The 14784-nt window shown below is 67.7% G+C and carries 16 protein-coding genes; 7 read left to right on the forward strand and 9 right to left on the reverse strand.

Going from position 1 to position 14784, the window contains the following annotated elements:
* Nucleotides 1-51: 51 nt before the first annotated feature.
* The 5 genes from AC07OQ_RS03250 to AC07OQ_RS03270 all read left to right on the forward strand — a co-directional run bounded on the left by AC07OQ_RS03250 (nt 52) and on the right by AC07OQ_RS03270 (nt 5849).
* The gene (locus AC07OQ_RS03250; protein ID WP_495051649.1) at nt 52-2058 is read left to right on the forward strand and encodes a cation:proton antiporter; all 2007 of its coding nucleotides are present in this window, start codon (nt 52-54) and stop codon (nt 2056-2058) included.
* Between the two features lie 102 nt (nt 2059-2160).
* Nucleotides 2161-3420 carry an acyl-CoA dehydrogenase family protein gene (locus AC07OQ_RS03255; protein WP_495051650.1) on the forward strand — a complete coding sequence of 420 codons (1260 nt, stop codon included), beginning with the start codon at nt 2161-2163 and terminating at the stop codon, nt 3418-3420.
* 103 nt (nt 3421-3523) lie between these two features.
* Nucleotides 3524-4996: a GGDEF domain-containing protein gene (locus tag AC07OQ_RS03260; RefSeq protein WP_495051651.1), complete on the forward strand. Its 1473-nt coding sequence runs from the start codon at nt 3524-3526 to the stop codon at nt 4994-4996.
* Nucleotides 4997-5061: 65 nt separating this feature from the next.
* Nucleotides 5062-5607, forward strand: a complete 546-nt coding sequence (locus AC07OQ_RS03265; protein WP_495051652.1) for an adenine phosphoribosyltransferase — start codon at nt 5062-5064, stop codon at nt 5605-5607.
* Between the two features lie 8 nt (nt 5608-5615).
* Entirely contained in the window at nt 5616-5849 is a 234-nt protein-coding gene (locus tag AC07OQ_RS03270) for a DUF2805 domain-containing protein (RefSeq protein ID WP_495051653.1), read from the forward strand.
* A 515-nt stretch (nt 5850-6364) separates the two neighbouring features.
* Here AC07OQ_RS03270 and AC07OQ_RS03275 read toward each other — a convergent pair.
* From AC07OQ_RS03275 to AC07OQ_RS03310, 8 genes are all read right to left on the reverse strand, one after another.
* Entirely contained in the window at nt 6365-6715 is a 351-nt protein-coding gene (locus AC07OQ_RS03275; protein WP_495051654.1) for a copper-binding protein, read from the reverse strand.
* A 14-nt stretch (nt 6716-6729) separates the two neighbouring features.
* Complete coding sequence (locus tag AC07OQ_RS03280) at nt 6730-7212, reverse strand: DUF411 domain-containing protein (protein ID WP_495051655.1); 483 nt, start codon at nt 7210-7212, stop codon at nt 6730-6732.
* Nucleotides 7193-7759 carry a cupredoxin domain-containing protein gene (locus tag AC07OQ_RS03285; RefSeq protein ID WP_495051656.1) on the reverse strand — a complete coding sequence of 189 codons (567 nt, stop codon included), beginning with the start codon at nt 7757-7759 and terminating at the stop codon, nt 7193-7195. Before AC07OQ_RS03285 ends, AC07OQ_RS03280 begins: the two co-directional genes overlap by 20 nt.
* Before the next feature lie 43 nt (nt 7760-7802).
* Complete coding sequence (locus AC07OQ_RS03290; RefSeq protein ID WP_495051657.1) at nt 7803-9212, reverse strand: multicopper oxidase family protein; 1410 nt, start codon at nt 9210-9212, stop codon at nt 7803-7805.
* Nucleotides 9213-9228: 16 nt separating this feature from the next.
* A complete protein-coding gene (locus AC07OQ_RS03295; RefSeq protein WP_495051658.1) occupies nt 9229-10662 on the reverse strand; it encodes a TolC family protein in 1434 nt (477 codons plus the stop codon).
* Between the two features lie 9 nt (nt 10663-10671).
* Nucleotides 10672-11052 (reverse strand): hypothetical protein, encoded by a 381-nt coding sequence (locus AC07OQ_RS03300; RefSeq protein ID WP_495051659.1) that lies wholly within the window; start codon nt 11050-11052, stop codon nt 10672-10674.
* Nucleotides 11053-11161: 109 nt separating this feature from the next.
* Nucleotides 11162-11572, reverse strand: coding sequence for a hypothetical protein (locus AC07OQ_RS03305; protein WP_495051660.1), 411 nt, complete (start codon nt 11570-11572; stop codon nt 11162-11164).
* A gap of 39 nt (nt 11573-11611) precedes the next feature.
* Complete coding sequence (locus AC07OQ_RS03310) at nt 11612-12007, reverse strand: DUF4148 domain-containing protein (protein ID WP_495051661.1); 396 nt, start codon at nt 12005-12007, stop codon at nt 11612-11614.
* Between the two features lie 211 nt (nt 12008-12218).
* Between AC07OQ_RS03310 and AC07OQ_RS03315 the strand changes: the two genes are divergently transcribed.
* Entirely contained in the window at nt 12219-12902 is a 684-nt protein-coding gene (locus AC07OQ_RS03315; RefSeq protein ID WP_495051662.1) for a heavy metal response regulator transcription factor, read from the forward strand.
* Nucleotides 12899-14248 (forward strand): heavy metal sensor histidine kinase, encoded by a 1350-nt coding sequence (locus AC07OQ_RS03320; protein ID WP_495051663.1) that lies wholly within the window; start codon nt 12899-12901, stop codon nt 14246-14248. The genes AC07OQ_RS03315 and AC07OQ_RS03320 overlap by 4 nt, the downstream gene beginning before the upstream one ends.
* Here AC07OQ_RS03320 and AC07OQ_RS03325 read toward each other — a convergent pair.
* Nucleotides 14177-14515 carry a heavy-metal-associated domain-containing protein gene (locus AC07OQ_RS03325; protein WP_495051664.1) on the reverse strand — a complete coding sequence of 113 codons (339 nt, stop codon included), beginning with the start codon at nt 14513-14515 and terminating at the stop codon, nt 14177-14179. The genes AC07OQ_RS03320 and AC07OQ_RS03325 overlap by 72 nt on opposite strands.
* Nucleotides 14516-14784 lie beyond the last annotated feature (269 nt).

The following is a 14784-nucleotide window of genomic DNA, read 5'->3' on the forward strand; positions in this document are numbered from 1 at the left end:
GATGGTCAATCCCGGGTCGGTCGCGCGGCGGCCGCCCGGTAATATCGTTACATGATCACCTCGCTGGACCTCGCCCTGCTGTATCTCGTCGCCGCGGTACTGGGGGTGGTGATCTGCCGCTCCCTGAAGCTGCCGCCGATGCTGGGCTATCTGGCGGTGGGCGTGCTGATCGGCCCCCACGCGCTGGCGCTCGGCGGGCCGGACGGGAACGGCGCCAGCATCCGCTACCTGGCCGAGTTCGGCGTGGTGTTCCTGATGTTCGTGATCGGGCTGGAATTCAACCTGCCCAAGCTGCGCAGCATGCGGGCCATGGTGTTCGGCCTGGGGCTGCTGCAGGTGCTGCTGACCATTCTGGGCGCGCTGGCCGGCCATGTGCTGCTGGATCGCGGCCTGGCGCTCATGGGCATGCGCTGGGAGCTGTCCTGGCAGGGCGCGCTGGTGCTGGGCGCCTCGATGGCGATGAGCTCGACCGCCATCGTCGTCAAGCTGATGGCCGAACGCCTGGAGCTGGAAAGCGAACATGGCCGCCGCGTGCTGGGCGTGCTGCTGTTCCAGGATCTGGCCGTCGTGCCGCTGCTGGTGATGATCCCGGCGCTGCACAGCAGCGGCGGGGAGATGCTGGAATCGCTGGGCTGGGCCGGGCTGAAGGCGGCCGTGGTGCTGGGCGTGCTGCTGCTGGGCGGGCAGCAGGCGATGCGCTGGTGGCTCACGCTCGTCGCGCGGCGCAGGAGCGAGGAGCTGTTCATGCTGAACCTGCTGCTCGTCACGCTGGGCCTGGCCTGGCTGACCGAGCATGCCGGCCTGTCGCTGGCGCTGGGCGCCTTCGTCGCCGGCATGCTGATCGCCGAGACCGAATACAAGCACCAGGTGGAAACCGACATCCGTCCCTTCCACGACGTGCTGCTGGGCCTGTTCTTCATCACCATCGGCATGAAGCTGGACTGGCGCCCGGTATGGGAGCAATGGCCGCTGGTGCTGGCCCTGACCCTGGCACCCACCGCCGCCAAGTTCGTGCTGATCGCCGGCCTGGCCAAGCTGCTGCGCGCGCCCACCGGCGTGGCGCTGCGCACCGGCCTGTACCTGGCGCAGGCCGGCGAGTTCGGCTTCGTGCTGCTGACCCTGGGCGCCCAGCATGCGCTGATCGCGCCGCAATGGGTCAGCCCGGTGCTGGCGGGCATGGTGCTGTCGATGCTAGCCACGCCCATCCTCTTCATGTACAGCAACCGCATCGTGATGAAGCTCTCGGCCAGCGACTGGCTGCTGCAGTCGGTGCAGCTGACCACCATCGCCAAGAAGTCGATCAAGGCCGACGCCCATGTGATCATCTGCGGCTACGGCCGCAGCGGCCAGAACCTGGCGCGCCTGCTGGAGGCCGAGGCCATTCCCTATATGGCGCTGGACCTGGACCCGGACCGCGTGCGCCAGGCCGCGGCGGCCGGCCAGAGCGTGGTGTTCGGCGACGCGGCGCGCCTGCAGAGCCTGATGGCGGCCGGTCTGGCCCGCGCCAGCGCGGTGGTGGTCAGCTACCACGACACGCCCTCGGCGCTGAAGATCCTGCAGCTGGTGCGGGCCCATGCGGCCCATGTGCCGGTGGTGGTGCGCACCATCGACGACACCGACCTCGAGAAGCTGCGCGCCGCCGGCGCCACCGAGGTGGTGCCCGAGGCCATCGAGGGCTCGCTGATGCTGGCCAGCCATGCGCTGGCCCTGGTGGGCGTGCCGATGCGTCGGGTGATCCGCATCACCCGCGACGCGCGCGACGCGCGCTACGGCCTGCTGCGCGGCTATTTCCACGGCGCCGACGACGACACCACCGAGGAGCGCGAGCAGGCCCGGCTGCGCTCGGTCACCCTGCCGCAGGCCAGCCCGCATACCCGGCAGCCGCTCGCGCACCTGGCCCTGCATGCCATCGGCGTGGCCGTGGTCTCGGTGCGGCGCGCCAACGGCGCCGTGGTGCCGGGCGATGCCGATCTGGCCCTGGCCGGCGGCGACACCCTGGTGTTGTCGGGCATGCCGGAGGCGCTGGCGCTGGCCGAGGAAAAACTGCTGCGGACCTGATGATGCCTGGGAGACAGCCATCCTGCCGCCTGCGCGACAGGCGGGCCGGCGCCCTTGCGCGACACTGGACGCACGGCAGCGAACCAATAAAGAGGCCCCCAGATGAACTTCGACTACAGCCCCAAGGTCCAGGAGATGCGTGCGCGCCTGCTGGCCTTCATGGACCAGCATATCTACCCCAACGAGCATCGCTTCCACGCCGAGATCGAGGCCAATCGCCAGCGGGGCAATGCCTGGATCCCGACCACGGTGATCGAGGAGCTGAAGCCGCTGGCGCGCCAGGCCGGCCTGTGGAACCTGTTCCTGCCCAAGTCGACGCGGGCACCGGAAGGGCTGTCGAACCTGGAGTACGCGCCGCTGTGCGAGATCATGGGCCGCGTGCACTGGGCGCCCGAGGTCTTCAACTGCTCGGCACCGGACACCGGCAATATGGAGACCATCGAGCGCTACGGTTCGGAAGCGCTGAAGACGCGCTGGCTGGAGCCGCTCTTGCGCGGCGAGATCCGCTCGGCCTTCCTGATGACCGAGCCGGCCGTGGCCTCCAGCGACGCGACCAATATCGAATGCCGCATCGAGCGCGACGGCGATGACTATGTGATCAACGGCACCAAGTGGTGGTCCAGCGGCGCCGGCGATCCGCGCTGCGCCGTCTATATCGTGATGGGCAAGACCAACCCCGAGGCCGGCCGCCATTCGCAGCAGTCGATGATCGTCGTGCCGGCCGACGCGCCGGGCATCACGGTCAAGCGCTTTCTCTCGGTGTTCGGCTACGACGATGCGCCGCACGGCCATATGGAGGTCGAGCTGAAGAACGTGCGCGTGCCGGCCGAGAACATCCTGCTCGGCGAGGGCCGCGGCTTCGAGATCGCCCAGGGGCGCCTCGGCCCCGGCCGCATCCACCACTGCATGCGCTCGATCGGCGCCGCCGAACGCGCGCTGGAGCTGATGTGCGAGCGCGCGCTGGCCCGCACCGCCTTCGGCAAAACGGTCGCGCAGCAGACCGTGACGCAGGAGCGCATCGCCGAGGCGCGCTGCAGCATCGAGCAGGCGCGCCTCTTGACCTTGAAGGCCGCCTACATGATGGACACGGTGGGCAACAAGGTCGCCAAGGCCGAGATCGCGATGATCAAGATCGTCGCGCCCTCGATGGCGCTGAAGATCATCGACTGGGCCATCCAGGTGCACGGCGGCATGGGGGTCTCGCAGGACACGCCGCTGGCGATGATGTGGGCGCACCAGCGCACCCTGCGCCTGGCCGACGGCCCGGACGAGGTGCACCGCAACTCCCTGGCCAAGCTGGAGCTGGCGCGCCACATGAAGCTGCCGGGCGAGGTGGAGATGCCCGTCACGCGCGGCGGCTGATAGGTCCGCCTGCCCGGCAATCCCTCCACAGGGGGCCCCGATATGAGCTGGCGCGAAGCGCCGGGGCTGGGTAGCATCGCTCGCTTCAAACCGAGCAGGCACGATGCAACGCCCCACCCTCGCGCGAACCTGGCCGCCGCTGGCTTTCGGCCTGGTCCTGATCCTGCAGGTTGCCGTGCTGCTGAGCAGCCTCGGCGGCCTGCTGGACCGCGCCTGGATGCCCTGGCTCAGCGTCGTCAGCCTCGGGCTCAGCGCCCTGGTGGCAGGCCTTGCCCTGTCGGCCATCGGCCATGAGCGCAAGCGCGCCGAGCGGGCCCAGCTGACCCTGGAGGAGGCGATCGACGCCCTGCCCGCCAGCGTCGAGATCTTCGATGCCGACGACCGGCTGGTGGCCTACAACAAGCGCCTCGTGGAGCTCTACCCGCACAAGCTGCGCGAGTTCCAGCGCGGCGCCAGCTTCGAGGAGCTGGTGCGCGCCTCGCTGTCCGTGCGCGGCGTGCCCGAGGCGATCGGCCGCGAGGAGGCCTGGCTGGCCGAGCGCAAGGCCGCGCGCGGCCAGCAGGCGACGCCGCTGCTGCAGCGGGTGCACGACGAGATGTGGCTGCGCATCTTCGAGCGCCGCACGCCCTCCGGCGGCATGGTCGGCGTGCGCCTGGAGGTCAGCGACCTGGTGCACGAGCAGCAGCGCCTGGCCGCCAGCCAGGCCCATCTGCAGGCCCTGATCAACGCCGCCAGCAACGGCATCGTCACGTTGGACACCGCCGGCCACATGCTGGAGGTCAACCCGGCCTGCGCGCGCCTGTTCGGCTTCACCGCCGCCGAGCTGCGCGGCAGCCACCTCAGCATGCTGGTCAACCAGCTGCCGGCCGACCCGCTGGAGCTGGTGCGCGCCCAGGGCGGCCAGGAATTCGGCGCGCGCCACCGCGACGGCCACGAGCTGGCCGTGCATCTGGCGGTGGCCGAGGTCAAGACCGACACCACCCACCTGTTCGTCGGCATCATCACCGACTTCAGCGAGCGCAAGCGCCAGGAGATGCGCCTGCGCCAGGCCAACGAGCTGCTGGCGCGCCAGTCCACCACAGACGGGCTGACCGGCGTGGGCAACCGACGCCTGTTCGACCAGGCGCTGCAGATCGAATGGCAGCGCAGCGCCCGCGCGGGCAAGCCGCTGGCAATGCTGCTGGTCGATATCGACCATTTCAAGCAGTACAACGACCATTACGGCCATGTCGCCGGCGATGACTGCCTGCGCCGCGTCGCCACCCTGCTGCGCAGCTGCGTGGGCCGCGGCGGCGAGCCGGTGTGCCGCTACGGCGGCGAGGAGTTCGCGGTGCTACTGGTCGACACCGATCTGGCCGGCGCCCAGGTGGTAGCGCAGCGCTGCCTGGACAGCGTGCGCCTGGCCGGCATCGAGCATGCGGCCTCGCCGGTGCGGCACAGCATCAGCCTGAGCATCGGCGTGGCGACGCGCGTCGGCGACGCGCAGCAGCCGCCGCAGACCCTGATCCAGGCCGCCGACGGCGCGCTCTACCAGGCCAAGCAGGGCGGCCGCGCCCGCATGGTGTGCTGCGCTTGACGCTCACCCCCTACGCGCTGCGCGCGGTGGATGCAGGGTGCCTGGCCTGAGATAATCGCCGGGCCATGCAGCAAAGCCCCGCCGACTACATCAAGAGCCACATCCGCACCGTGCCCGACTGGCCCAGCCCGGGCGTGCAGTTCCGCGACATCACGCCGCTGCTGGCCAACCCGCGCGTGTTCCGCGTGCTGATCGACCAGTTCGTGCACCGCTACTTCGACCGGAAGCCCTCGGCAATAGCCGGTCTGGATGCGCGCGGCTTCATCATCGGTTCGGTGCTGGCCTACGAGCTGAACATCGGCTTCATCCCGATCCGCAAGAAGGGCAAGCTGCCCTTCACCACGGTGGCGGAGACCTACGAGCTGGAGTACGGCAGCGCCACGGTGGAGATGCACACCGATGCGGTGCGCCCCGGCGACCGCGTCGTGCTGATCGATGATCTGATCGCCACCGGCGGCACCATGATGGCCGGCGCCAAGCTGCTGCAGCGCCTGGGCGCCACGGTGGTGGAAGGCGCGGCCATCGTCGACCTGCCCGAGCTGGGCGGTTCCAAGCGCCTGCGCGACAGCGGCCTGCCGCTGTTCACGCTGGTCGATTTCGAAGGGCATTGAACAAGAAGATGGCCAAGACCGTACCGCAACTCAGCCGTGAGCAGATCGCCGCCGTCCTCCAGACCGCCTGGGACGATTTGCCGCCCTACAACAAGGTGCTGATGGAACATGGCCTGGGCCAGGGCCAGCTGGTGCAGCTGATGAAGCGCGAGCTCACCTCCAGCGCCTACAAGCTCTGGGCCGCGCGCGGCAAGAGCGTCAAGGCGCCCAAGGCCAGGTCGACCTGGCCGCACGGGCGCTGAGGCCCGGATCTCGCGGATCGATATAGAGACCGGCCGCTAGTTCATCAACACGTAGATTACGGAACGTAATGCCGAGCCGGCTTATGGTCGGCATCCTGTCGAGCGAACTTCCACGCGATGGTTTGCCCTGAGGCGTTGCGAGCGAGTTGCCACGGGTACACCTGGCACTGCAAGGCTTGCCGATCGGCCGGGCGGCGATCCAGGCATTGCCGGTTGAGGATGCCGATTTCGATCTCTGGCGTGAGATGGTGGCCCTGCGAGACGGCATCGGGATTGCCATGCGCAGGCCAAGGGCACCAGCATTCGCGATACCCGCGACCAAGCCGAAGTTCCAAGGGAACAACATCATGGCGGCCAAGCGCCGCCGGAATGTTGGTCGTCGGATCATGCCCATGTCGATGCGCTCGCTGCTCGGCTCGATGCAGTCATGCGCAGATGCCGCGCTGCCGGACCGTCGCGCAACGTGGTCCGGATCAACCGGTCGCGCTCGCATCCGGCGGATCGACCCAGGCGGCTTACTTTCCGGCCGGCTGCAGTTCGGCCACCACGAACCCGCTGCCGGCCTTCTCGACCTTGAAACGGATCTTGTCGCCCACCTTGACCTGGTCGACCATCGCAGGATCCTTGACCTGGAAGACCATGGTCATGCCCGGCATGTCCAGGTTCTTGATGTCGCCGTGCTTGATCGTCAGCTTCTTGTTGTCCTTGTCGACCTTGCGGATTTCGCCGTCGGTCATGTCGACGGTGGCGCTGGCGGCGGAGCCCCCCATCTTGCCGTGGTCCATGCCTTGCGCGACGGCGGTCAGGGACAGGGTCGAGGTCAGGCCGATCAGCGCGGCCAGGCCGAGTTGCTTCAGTGCTTTCATGGGAGTCTTCTCCTTCAACGGTAACTTTGAAAAACACGTGCGCTGCCATCCTTGGCCAGCAGCAGCACGTCGTAGGGGTCCTTGCGGTCGCCATACTCGGGGCCATCCATGCCCGGCGAACCGACGGGCATGAAGGGCACGGCAAGTCCGATGCCGGCGGGGCGCTCCCGCAGCAGGCGATGGATGTCCTTGGCCGGTACATGCCCTTCGATGGCATAGCCACCGACCAGGGCCGTGTGACAAGAACCGTGCTTGTCCCGAACTCCCAGGCGCTTGCGCGCGGCGGCATTGCCGACGTCGCTGACTTGGGTTGCGAAGCCACTGGCCTCCAGGTGCACGATCCAGTCCTTGCAGCAGCCGCAGGCGGGACTTTTCCAGATCTGCACCATGGGCTTGTGCCGTCCCGGCGTATCTGTTCGGCCCCAGGCTGGGAGTGCGAGCAGCAAGGCGCTGCCCACCATCAGGCGACGCCGGTGCTCAATGCTTGTGGTCGCCATGTCCGTCCGCCTTGCCAGCCTGCGCGCTCTTGACGCTCTTGGTGCCCGCGCTACCGACCACCTTGACCTTCCCCACCATGCCCGCCTGGTAATGGCCCGCGATCAGGCAGGCAAAGTCGAAGTCGCCGGCGCGGTTGAAGGTCCAGGTGATCTCGCCGCTGGCACCGGGCTTCACATGTGCCATGTAAGGCTCGTCATGCTCCATGTCCGGGAACTTCATCATCAGGGCGGCATGCTCGTCGAGAACCTTCTTGGTGCCGAGCACGAACTCGTGCATCACCTGGCCATCGTTCCTGATCACGAACCTCACGGTCTCGCCCTGCCTGACCTCGATCTTGTCGGGCGAGAAGCGCATGGCATCGGACATCCTGATCTCGATGGTTCGCTTGGCGGCCGGAGCCTCGGCGGCGATGCCCCAGTCCTGCTGCTCCTTCTTCACCGGGCTGGACCTCTTGTGATCCTCGTTGCCATGGGCGTGAGCGCCAACGCTGAGAGCCATCAGGCCGGTGAAGACGGCACCAAGCACCTGTGTTTTGCTGAGCTTCATAGGAGTCTTTCTAAGGGGAAATAGGAAATGGGATGAATGGGGCTCAGTGCCCGGAATGCCCGGAGGTCTTGCGGACCTTGACTTCTGCGGTGGGTCCGGGCTTCTGGCGTGCCATCGATTGCCCGCCCTCGGCGGCGAAGCGCGCGGGCTCGGGCAGCGCACCGGTCCACTCGAACGCGACCTCGCCCTTCGGATGCTGGTACCAGCCCGGATCGCTGTAGTCGCCGGCCTTCTGGTTGCGGCGTACCTTCAGGACCGAGAACATGCCGCCCATCTCGACCCCGCCGAACGGCCCCTGGCCGGTCATCATCGGGATCGTGTTGTCGGGCAGCGGCATTTCCATCTCGGCCATGTCGGCCATGCCGCGCTCGCCCATCACCATGTAGTCGGGCACCAGCTTCGTGATCTGCTTGACCACCTCGCGGTGGTCGACGCCGATCATCGTCGGCACGTCGTGCCCCATCGCGTTCATCGTGTGATGGCTCTTGTGGCAGTGGAAGGCCCAGTCGCCTTCCTCGTCCGCCAGGAACTCGATCTGACGCATCTGCCCGACCGCGACATCGGTCGTGACCTCGTACCAGCGCGTGCTCTTGGGCGTCGGGCCGCCATCGGTGCCGGTGACCAGGAACTCATGGCCATGCAGGTGGATCGGGTGGTTGGTCATCGTCAGATTGCCGATGCGGATGCGCACCTTGTCGTTCTTGCGCACGTTCAAGGTATCGATGCCCGGGAAGACGCGGCTGTTCCAGCACCACAGGTTGAAGTCCGTCATCGTCATGATCTTGGGCGTGGCGGTGCCCGGATCGATGTCGAAGGCATTGAGCAGGAAGCAGAAGTCGCGCTGGACCTCGTCGATCAGCGGGTGCTTGGCCTTCGGGTGCGTGACCCAGAAGCCCATCATGCCCATCGCCATCTGCGTCATCTCGTCGGCATGCGGGTGGTACATGAAGGTGCCGGGGCGGCGTGCGACGAACTCGTAGACATAGGTCTTGCCGGGCTGGATCGCCTTCTGCGTCAGTCCCGAGACGCCGTCCATGCCATTGGGCAGGCGCTGGCCATGCCAGTGGATGCTGGTGTGCTCGGGCAGCTTGTTGGTGACGAAGACGCGCACGCGGTCGCCCTCGACCACCTCGATCGTCGGGCCGGGCGACTGGCCGTTGTAGCCCCACAGATGGGCCTTCATGCCGGGCGCGAGTTCGCGCACGACCGGCTCGGCCACCAGGTGGAACTCCTTGACGCCCTGGTTCATGCGCCAGGGCAGGGTCCAGCCATTGAGCGTCACGACCGGGTTGTACGGGCGCCCGCTGTTGGGCAGCAGCGGCGCCATCGTGTCGGGCTTGGCCTGCAGCACGGGCTCGGGCAGCGCGGCCATGGCCACACGGCTGACGGAAGCCGCCGATACGGCGGCGGTCACGGCGCCGGCGCCGCGGAAAAAATCACGTCGAGAAACCATTTGTTCTTCTCCTGGTTCAGTGGCCGGCGGCGGTGCTGGCAGCCACCGATGCGGACGCGCCGGGACCGCTGAGGCTGGGTTTACCGACCAGGGCCATGTCGAGATCGGACTGCGCCATCCAGAAGTCGCGCAGCGCCTCGATCGAGGCATTGACGCCGGCGATCTGGGCCCGCGCGTCGGCCAGCAGCTCGAACACGCTGATGAACATGCCGTTGTAGCGAAGCAGGTTCTCTTCCGAGACGCGCTTGGCGGTCGGCACGATGTCGTCGCGGTAGTGGCGGGCGATGTCATAGGCGCTGCGGTAGCCCTGGTAGGCCTCGCGCACCTCGGAACGAGCCTCGACGGCGGTCTGCGCCGCGCGCTGCACGCTCTGCATATAGACCGCCTCGGCGCGCGCCATGCGGGCACCGCCCCAGTCGAACAGCGGGATCTCGAAGCCGATCTCGTAGCCGGTCTGGCGCGGCGCCTCGTTGGAGGAATTGCGCTGGTAGCTGAACTCCAGCACATTGATGAAGCGCGTCACCTTGCTCAGGCCGAGGTTCTTCGCCGTCGCTTCGGCCTGCAGCCTGGCCGCCTGGACGTCCAGGCGCTGGGCCATCGCCAGCTGCTCGATGTCCGGGCGGTCGGCCGGTTCGCTCGGCAGATCCGGCAGCCGGTCCGGCAGGTGGAACTGGGTCTGCGTGCCCCACAGGCCCAGCTGGCGGATCAGGCGCTCGCGGCTCGACACGCGGGCCTGTTCGGCACGCGCGGCGTTCAGCGTGGTCTCGGCGAAGAAGCCATGCTCGCGCGCCTGCTGCAGCTTCGACCAGTTGCCGGCCAGGGCCAGCCGCTTGGCCAGTTCCGCGCCGGCGTCGGCGGTGGCGCGCACGTCCTTCATATAGCGCGCGGTCTGCTCGGCCGCGACCGCCGCGTAGAAGGCCTTGCGGGTCTCGGCGGCCAGCGACAGCATCTGCATCGACACCGCGCGCTGGGTGGCGGCAAAGCGCCGCGATTCGAGTTGCCGCGTCATCGGCAAGGCGATCAGATGCGCGAGGTCGAAAGAGAAGCTGCGCTCGATCTCGCGCTCTTCGCCGCGCTTCATGCGGGCGATACTGAAGCCCGGATTGGGCATCCGGCTGGCCTGCACCATCTCGGCCTGGGCAATGCCCAGTTCCTGGAAGCTGGCCTGCAGGCCCCGGTTGTTCAGCAGCGCGATCTGGACCGCGCTGTCGGCATCGAGCGGCCGGCTCAGCAGTTCGGCGAGCCGCCCGGCGATCTCGTCTTCATCGGCATCGGACTTCAGGATCTGAACCGTCTTGCCAAGATGCTGCTGGGCAGCCTGCTGTACCGGCTGCAGCCCGCCATCGGCGCTCAGGCTGGCGCACCCGGCGAGCAGCAAGGGCGAGGCCGCCAGGGCCAGCCTGTGCAGCCGGCCCAGCGCCGCCGCGCGTGTCGTTCCATAGGTTCGCATAAGGGCTCCTCAATGCATCTTGTGAGCGCCATGCCCGGCGGCGGGCGCCTGCTTGACAGGCTCCTTGGGCGCGCTGGCGGCCGAGGCCGGAGCCTGCGGCTCGCTCGCCTCCCTGGCATAGACGCGCCAACCGCCGATGCGGCCAACCCGCTCGTTGGTCTCGGTCCAGGAACCCGGCTCGGTGTCCGCATAGGGCCGGTAGCCCTGCAGGGCCGAACGGTAGATGACGCCCGGCACATCCGCCTTGGCGTCCAAGGGATTCGGGCGGGCCTGGGGCTTGTCGGCCCTGGCGCTGCTTTGGGCATGCGCAACCGTCGCGACGGCCGGCATCAAGCCCACCACGACCGCACATGCAGCGGCTGCGCCAAGGCGCTTGATAGTCTGTGACATGTAGAACTCGCTTCTGATGGATCGACCCATGGCCGTCGGCGCAAGGCCGCGGCAAGGGTGCTGGTCGGGCGCGTTCCGGCTTCGCTAGGCGCGAAGCGGGGTGCGCCGATCAGGCGAGCAGGAGTCGAGGCGGACGTTCAAGTCCGCCGGGCAGCATGCGGTCATGCACGACCGGCACGGTGGCCACGGTCACCGGCATGGCCGGCACGAGATCCAGCTTGAAAGTAGCGACCGCGAGCGCGGCCGCGTTGCAGCAAGATGCGCAGACGCTGCACTTGCTTGCCTGGGCGGACTTGCCATCTGACGCCACCTGGTCGTCCGCGGCCTCGGCTTGGTCCGTTGCAGTGGCATGGTGCGCGGCCGCAGCGCCATCGTGATGATGGCTCGGCATTTCGGCCATTGCGGCCGCCGGGCGATGATGAGCCGGCCCGCAGGCGGCCATGGCATGGACGGCGTAGCCCTGCAGCGGCAGCGCCACTGCAAGCATCCACGTCAACACCATGCGCAGGAATTTGCTCATCAGTCCAGTTTAATTCAATCGGCTCGGAGGGGCGCCGAACTAGTACCCGCGATTGCTGTTCATGCGGCGCAGCGAGCCGTCTTCGCGCGCGCGGCGCAGCTCCTCCAGCACCTCGGCACGGGTACGGCCGCCCCCCGCGGCGGGGGCGTCGAACTGCAGCGCGCCGTTGTGGCCGACCAGCTTTTCGGCGGCACGGGCGGCCGTCTCGGCTTCGGGAGCGTAGCCGGCCTCGCTGTCGACCTTGGCCAGCGCGCCGGCCTGGCGAGCCTGTTGCAGTTCCGCCAGGACCTCCGCGCGCGTCTTGCCCGCGGGCATCGCATGGTAGGCGCCGCCGGCTTCGGTGTTGGCCGGTGTGAAGCCCTGGCCGGCCATGGCGGGCATGGAGATCGCAGCCAGGATGGCCGTGGCTGCGATGGCGGTACTGATGCGCGACATATGAACTCCTTGTGGTTTGCGCTCAAGCCAGCTGCCGTGATTCGGCGGTGCTGGTCCGGCGTCGTGTTGCGACGCCATGGCAGCCACTGTAGGAATCCGCCCGGGACGAGAGTCCGTCCTGCGCATGACGAATCTGTCATCGAAGGCCACGGCTCGGGCACATGACAAATTCGTCATCCGACCCGAGGCCGAAAGCCTCCAGAATCGCGCCATGAAGCTCCTTGTCGTCGAAGATGAAGCCAAGCTCGCGGACTATCTGCGCAAGGGCCTGAGCGAGGCTGGCTATACCGTGGAGGTCGCACCGAATGGCATCGACGGGCTGCACCTGGCAATCGAGGGCGACCATGAGCTGGTGCTGCTGGACAGCATGCTGCCGGGGATCGACGGCCTGAGCCTGCTGGCCGCACTGCGCCGCACCAGGCAGACGCCGGTCCTGATGCTGACCGCGCGGGTGGGCGTCGACGACCGGGTGCAAGGCTTGCAGGCCGGGGCGGACGACTACCTGATCAAGCCCTTCGCGTTCTCGGAATTGCTGGCCCGCATCCAGGTGCTGCTGCGGCGCGCCGGACCCAGAAGTGCCGGCGAGCAGACGGTGCTGCGCCTCGGCGATCTTGAAATGGATCTGCTGCGCCGCAAGGCCTTGCGGGCCGGACAGCGCCTGGACCTGACGGCCAAGGAGTTCAGCCTGTTGGCCCTGCTGCTGAGGCGGCAAGGTGAGGTCGTGACCCGGACGGAACTCGCCTCGCAGGTCTGGGACATGAATTTCGACAGCGAAACCAATGTGGTCGAAGTCGCCATCCGCCGCCTGCGCGGCAAGCTGGATGTGCCGTTCGAGCACCCGCTGCTGCATACCATGCGTGGCATGGGCTATGTGCTGGAGGAGCGGGCACGATGAAGATCCCGTCCCTCGCGCTGGGCGAGCGCCTGTCCATATGGCTGGCCGCCCAGACCTTCGCGGGGCTGGGCCTGGTCTCCATGGCCGTCTATCTGTTTGCCGCCGCGGATCTCGATGCCCGCCAGAACGAGTCGCTGCAGCACAAGCGCGAGCTGGTCGAGCATGTCCTTGCCGAGGCGCACAGCGACCGTGATCTGCCCAATCTGCTGCACAAGCTCGATGACTTCTTCCTCGGGCATCGAGACATGGTCCTGACCCTGCTGCGGCCAGACGGACGGACGCTCTACGACAACGCATCGCGCCCGGACGGGGCCAGCAGACTCAAGTGGGTCTCCTTTGCCTATCCGCATTGGGAGCCGGCGAGCGGCACGCTGTCCGCCCGCATGGCGCTGGATACCGCCGCGGACGACCAGTTTCTGCAGCGTCTGGCGGCCGCGTTGATGGGGGCGTCAATGGTCGGTGCCCTGCTGGTTTCGGCCGGCAGCTTCGTCCTGGTCAGCCTGGGCCTGAGACCGGTCCGCTCTCTGGTCATGCAGACCAAGGGCCTGGCCGCCGAGAACCTGCATCAACGGCTGGACGGCTCGCTGCAGCCGCGCGAGCTGCAGCCCCTCGTCCAGCAGTTCAACGCGCTGCTGGCCCGCCTGAACCGGGCCTACGAGCAGTTGGAGGGGTTCAACGCCGATGTGGCTCATGAACTACGCACGCCGCTGGCCACCTTGATCACCAGCATCGAAGTGGCCATGCGCCAGCCAGGCTTGCCGGAAGCGACGCTCGACCTGCTGGGATCGAACCTGGAGGACTTGCGCCGCATGGCCGGCATCGTCAACGACATGCTGTTCCTCTCGCATGCAAACAGCGGTACGGCGGCGCGCCGGGAAGTCGTGCAGAGCCTGGCGGCCCTGGCGCACGACGTGGCGGAGTATCACGAAGCGGCGATCGCAGAGGCCGGGCTGCGGCTCCGGATCCGTGGCGACGCCGCTGGCGAGTTCGATGCGCCCTTGCTGAAGCGTGCGCTGTCCAACCTGCTGGGCAATGCAACGCGCTACGCGACGGCGGGCTCGACGATTCAAGTGGAGCTGTCGGCATTACCCGATGACGCCGTGTCCTTGGCCGTCATCAATGAAGGTCCTGCCATTGCTCCGACCCACCTGCCTCGGCTGTTTGACCGCTTCTATCGGGCGGACCCCGCACGGGCCCGGGCCAGCGTCAACCATGGCCTGGGCCTGTCCATCGTTGCGGCCATTGCGCGCATGCATGGCGGCGAGCCTTTCGCGTCATCCGGCCAAGGCGCCACACGCATTGGTCTGACCCTGGGAAGTGCTCGGCCTGCCGTCCGCGGCGGCTGAGTTCCCGCCGCTGTTGCAGCAGCAGCCACCGCCGCTGCGGCCGGACGCATCGGTGCGTTGAGCCGCCGTCACCGGTGTCGGGTGGTATCCGGCCTCCGAGATCGCCTCGATCAGCTCGGCCGCGCTTGCTTCGCCGGGCCGGATGTGGATCAGCTTGGCGTGGAGGTCGATCTCCAGGCCTGCCCAGGCGTCGGCGGCTCGCACGGCCCGGGCGATGGTGCTGGCGCAATGGCCACAAGTCATGTCTTCGATGCGGTAGCTCAGCATGGCGGTTCCAATCAATAGGGTGCAGGCATCGTCGGCCTTCCCACCATGTCAAAGTCCAGCGGACGCTGAGGTATCCGACATGGCGACGGGGGACAGCGTCCCGGGATTGACCTTCCGACGATGGCAGGGCGTAGCGCTCAGCGCGGCCATGCGGGCCAATGAGGACCAATAAGGGCCGCCAGGTGACGCAACCTTGAAGTCAACTTTGAAGTGCAACACCGCTAGGACCGAGCAAAGACTTCGCTCGGCGTCTTGAAGCCCAGGCGGCG

The sequence above is a fragment of the Roseateles sp. GW821-FHT09B06 genome, assembly GCF_059418245.1.